Source organism: Acidimicrobiales bacterium, assembly GCA_036491125.1.
In the GTDB taxonomy this organism is placed as follows: Bacteria; Actinomycetota; Acidimicrobiia; order Acidimicrobiales; family AC-9; genus AC-9.
The window spans coordinates 1-4,021 of the sequence record DASXCO010000005.1; the positions used below are offsets into that span (position 1 = coordinate 1).

At 70.4% G+C, this 4,021-nt stretch carries 5 protein-coding genes; all 5 read left to right on the top strand.

Annotated features, from left to right (window positions below; all coding sequences use genetic code 11):
• Positions 1 to 28 precede the first annotated feature (28 nt).
• Positions 29 to 265: a hypothetical protein gene (locus VGF64_00405; protein HEY1633188.1), complete on the top strand. Its 237-nt coding sequence runs from the start codon at positions 29 to 31 to the stop codon at positions 263 to 265.
• Between the two features lie 112 nt (positions 266 to 377).
• A complete protein-coding gene (locus tag VGF64_00410) occupies positions 378 to 1,187 on the top strand; it encodes a tetratricopeptide repeat protein (GenBank protein HEY1633189.1) in 810 nt (269 codons plus the stop codon).
• Between the two features lie 58 nt (positions 1,188 to 1,245).
• Complete coding sequence (locus VGF64_00415) at positions 1,246 to 2,895, top strand: MFS transporter (protein ID HEY1633190.1); 1,650 nt, start codon at positions 1,246 to 1,248, stop codon at positions 2,893 to 2,895.
• On the top strand, positions 2,882 to 3,142 hold the full coding sequence (locus VGF64_00420; protein ID HEY1633191.1) for a hypothetical protein: 261 nt from the start codon (positions 2,882 to 2,884) through the stop codon (positions 3,140 to 3,142). The genes VGF64_00415 and VGF64_00420 overlap by 14 nt, the downstream gene beginning before the upstream one ends.
• Positions 3,139 to 4,021 (top strand): hypothetical protein (locus VGF64_00425; GenBank protein HEY1633192.1); only part of this gene is annotated, 883 nt, incomplete at its 3' end. The genes VGF64_00420 and VGF64_00425, both read left to right, overlap by 4 nt.

Below are 4,021 nucleotides of genomic sequence, written 5' to 3' on the forward strand. Positions count from 1 at the left end.
GCCACCGAGACCAAGAAGGACGGTGACGATGGAAGTCCGAACGGTCTCCGAGCTCTCTGCACGCGTCAACCGACTCGAAGCGCGCGTCGCCGAGGATCGCCGGCTGATCGCGTCCCAACAGGAAGCGATCGGGTTCCAGCAGGCGATGATCCAAGAGCTGTCCGATGCCTACGACCTGTTCGAGACCGCCGTGATCGAGATGGCGAACCACGATCCGGACAGCAGGTCCTCCTCACACAAGCCCAACCTTCGCTTGCTGCGCTAGCTGCCGCAGCTGAACCAGCTCAACTCGCCGGCACCGTTCACCGATTCGTCCCGGGCGGCTTCCGGCCGCGCGCCGTAGCGCGCGAGACTGGCCGCGACGATTCCGGGGTGGGATGAGCGCTGAAGGAAGACTTCGGTGCTGGGGGCGTGGCCGGCGTCCAAAGTCGCGGCTGCTGCGGGTCGTTGTGCTGGTCGGCGGCGTGGCCGCGGCGCGTGCTGTCGGGTCCCGCTGGCTGCAGACCGAGCATCGCGGGGCTCACCGTGGTGACGACGAGCGCCGCGACGACGGGGTCGTGCTCCACGGCCCCGACGAGGAGGCCTGCCGGCGGCGGGCCCGGGCCGGACACGCCGATGCCATGTGCGATCTCGGCGTGATGCTCGCCGGGCGGGGGCAGGTCGCCGAGGCCACCGAGCTCTTCGCCGGCGCCGCCCGGTCCGGTTATGCCCGGGCCATGTACAACCTTGCCGTCTTGTCGGAGGTGAACGACCCCAGCAAGGCCGAGGAGTGGTACCTACGTGCTGCCGGCGCGGGTCAGACCGACGCCATGTACAACCTCGGCGTCGGCCTGGAGCAACAGGGCCACGTGGGCGATGCCGAGCGGTGGTACCGGCGGGCGGCCGGGACGGAGCACCTCCACGCCATGAACAACCTGGGTGTGATGCTCCAGCGGCGGGACGAGGTCGGCGAGGCGCGGATCTGGTTCCAGCGGGCCGCCCAGGCGGGTCAGGTCGACGCCATGGGGAACCTGGGCGCGCTGCTCGCGCGGCGCGGGCAGCTGTCGGAGGCCGAGGCGTGGCTCCGCCGGGCCGCCGAGTCCGGGCAGGTCGAGGCCATGGGCCGCCTCGGGGAGATGCTCCAGATGCGGGGGGAGACGGGCCAGGCCGAGGAGTGGTACCGCAGGGGCGCCCAGGCCAACGCCTGAGGGTCGAGGCACCAATAAAGTCAGGGGTGCGCTGATCCGGCGACCAACGGGGGTGGCGGTGAGCGAGACCACGAAGGATGCCGGCGGACTGTCCTTCTCGAGCCCCGTCGGGCGGTGGGTCCTCCTGGCGACCGTGCTGGGGTCGGGCGTCGCCTTCCTGGATGCCACCGTGGTGAACGTGGCCCTGCCCAGCATCGGGCGGGACTTCGGCGTCGGTCTCGCCGACCTGCAGTGGACGGTCACGGGGTACACGCTCACGCTGTCGGCCTTCCTGCTGCTCGGGGGGGCCCTGGGAGATCGCTACGGCCGACGGCGGCTGTTCGTGATCGGCCTCGTGTGGTTCGCCGTCGCGTCTCTCGTGTGCGGGCTCGCTCCGTCGGCCCCGCTGCTCATCGTGGCCCGGGCCATCCAGGGCATCGGTGGCGCGCTGCTCACGCCGGGGAGCCTGGCGATCATCGAGGCGAGCTTCCGCCCTGATGACCGCGGTCGAGCAATCGGAGCGTGGTCCGGGCTCGGCGGGGTCTTCGGCGCCATCGGCCCCCTCCTCGGGGGTGTGCTGGTGACCCTGGTGACCTGGAGGCTCGTGTTCCTGATCAACCTCCCGTTGGCCGCCCTGGCCGTCTGGGTCGCCAGGCGCCATGTCCCCGAGTCGTCGAAGGGCGGTGAGCAAGGTCCCCTCGACATCCAGGGCCCGGTGCTGGCCGTGCTCGGCCTGGGCGGGGTGACCTATTCGCTCATCGAGGGTCCGGCTCGAGGCTGGACCTCACCCGCCACCCTCGCCGTGATCGGGGCGGGCGGGCTCCTGCTCATCGGGTTCCTGGTCAACGAGGCCCGAGCCCGCGATCCCCTGCTGCCGCTGTCGATCTTCCGGTCGCGGATCTTCGCCGGTGCCAACGAGGCCACCTTCGCCATCTACGCGGCATTGGGCACGGTCACGTTCCTCGGTGTCCTGCAGCTCCAGCAGGTGCTCCACTACTCGGCGTTGTCGGCCGGTCTGGCGCTCCTTCCGCTGACGCTGATCCTCCTGGCCCTGTCGTCTCGTTCCGGGAAGCTGGCCACCCAGATAGGGCCGAGGATCCCAATGACCGTCGGGCCGCTGGTGGCGGCAGTGGGGATGGCCTTGTTCGCCCGGGTCGTGCCTGGCGCCAGCTACGCCTCCAGCGTCCTGCCCGCGGCCATCGTCCTGGGCCTCGGCATGACGCTCACCGTTCCCGCCCTGACCACCACCGCGCTCGGTGCGGTCGACTCCGAGCGGGCAGGGGTGGCGTCGGCGGTCAACAACGATGTCGCCCGCTTCGCCGCCTTGGCGGCGGTGGCGATCATCCCGGCTCTGGCAGGCATCAGCACCGCGGGCTCTGCCATCAACACCGCCGCCTTCTCCTCCGGCTACCGGGTGGCCATGTTCATCTCGGCCGGGCTGTGCGCGTCGGCCGGGCTGATCTCCTTCGTGACCATTCGAGGGCCTCGACGCGCTTGCGCGCCCGCAACGGGCTTCAGCTGCCCGCTGGTCGGTCCTCCCGCGGAGGATCCGGGATGGACGGCCCGACGGCTACGGCTCGCGACCGCCGGCCCGGCAGATGAGCTCGAGGGAATGGCTGGCCCAGGAGGCCAGCTCGAGGGAATGGCTGGCCCGGGAGGCCAGCTCGAGGGAATGGCCGGCCCGGCGGTCGCAGGCGAGGGAGTGGATGGCGGCGATGAGAGCGATTGACTCGGATCAGCTCGCAGCCAAGCTCGGGCGGCCGGCGGCGAGCATGTCCGCCCTGCGGGGCCTGGGCGCGGAGCAGATCGGACTGCTGAGCGACGCCATCGACGAGGCGGTGGCGACCCGGCGGCGGGCCATCGACGAGTCGTTCCGCGCCGCGCTCCCTCCGCTCCCCCGCCGGCTCGTGGTCTGGATCCTGCAATTGGCAGACGGTGGCTCCGGCACGCCCGAGGGCGGGGGCAGGATCTCGTGAGCCAGCTCGCCATCCAGTCGGAGCTCGACAAGCTCGGATTGACGCTCGACGTCGATACCGAGGAGCTCCGCTTCCTCGACCACGTCGACGCGGAGCAGCTGCGTGGCCTGCGGATGGCGATCTACGAAGTGCTGTACCGCGAGGATCGGGTGCTGTTCGGGCGAATGGCTGCCGTGGCCAAGCGCCTGCCCGTCGCCGTCACACTGCAGATCGCCCACCGCCTCGGGCCCCTGTTGACGGCGAGGGTCGCGTCCGAGATGCCCCACGGGCGAGGCGTCGAGATCGCCAGGAGGATGTCGACCACCTTCGCCGCGGACGTGTGCGTCGATCTCGATCCCCGCCGCACGCGCGATCTCGTCGCCAACCTGCCAACCGCCTGGGCGGTCGACGTGGCGTTGGAACTGGCTCGGCGTGGCGACTTCGTCACGATGAGCCGGTTCGTGGATTTCGTGTCGGACGAAGCCGTACGGGGAGTGGTCGAGGCGATCGAGGACGAGGCGGCCCTGCTGCGGGTCGCCTTCTATATGGGCTCCAAGAACCGCATGGACCATTTCTTCGGCATGCTTCCTTCCAAGCGCCTCGAAGCGCTCATAGTGCGTGTGGAAGACGAGCCGGACGAGCTGCTCCCCGCGCTGCTGTCACTGCTCATCCACGTGAGCTACGGCCTCAAGCGGGAGCTCGGAGACATCGCAGCCGCCCAGGACGAGTCTGTGCTGACCGGCTACGTGCGGGCTACCCAGCGACAAGACCTGTGGCCGGACATCCTGCCCGTGGTCGCGGCCATGTCCGAGCCCTCTCGGCGCAAGGTCGTCAATCTGCCGATCCTGAAGGAACCGGCCGTGCAGGAGCGAGTGGTGGCCGCCGCCGACCACCACACCC

Excerpts from the sequence above, each read along its gene's own strand:
- VGF64_00405 (HEY1633188.1), top strand. The coding sequence starts at position 29 with ATGGAAGTCCGAACGGTCTCCGAGCTCTCTGCACGCGTCAACCGACTC.
- VGF64_00410 (HEY1633189.1), top strand. The coding sequence starts at position 378 with ATGAGCGCTGAAGGAAGACTTCGGTGCTGGGGGCGTGGCCGGCGTCCA.
- VGF64_00420 (HEY1633191.1), top strand. The coding sequence starts at position 2,882 with ATGAGAGCGATTGACTCGGATCAGCTCGCAGCCAAGCTCGGGCGGCCG.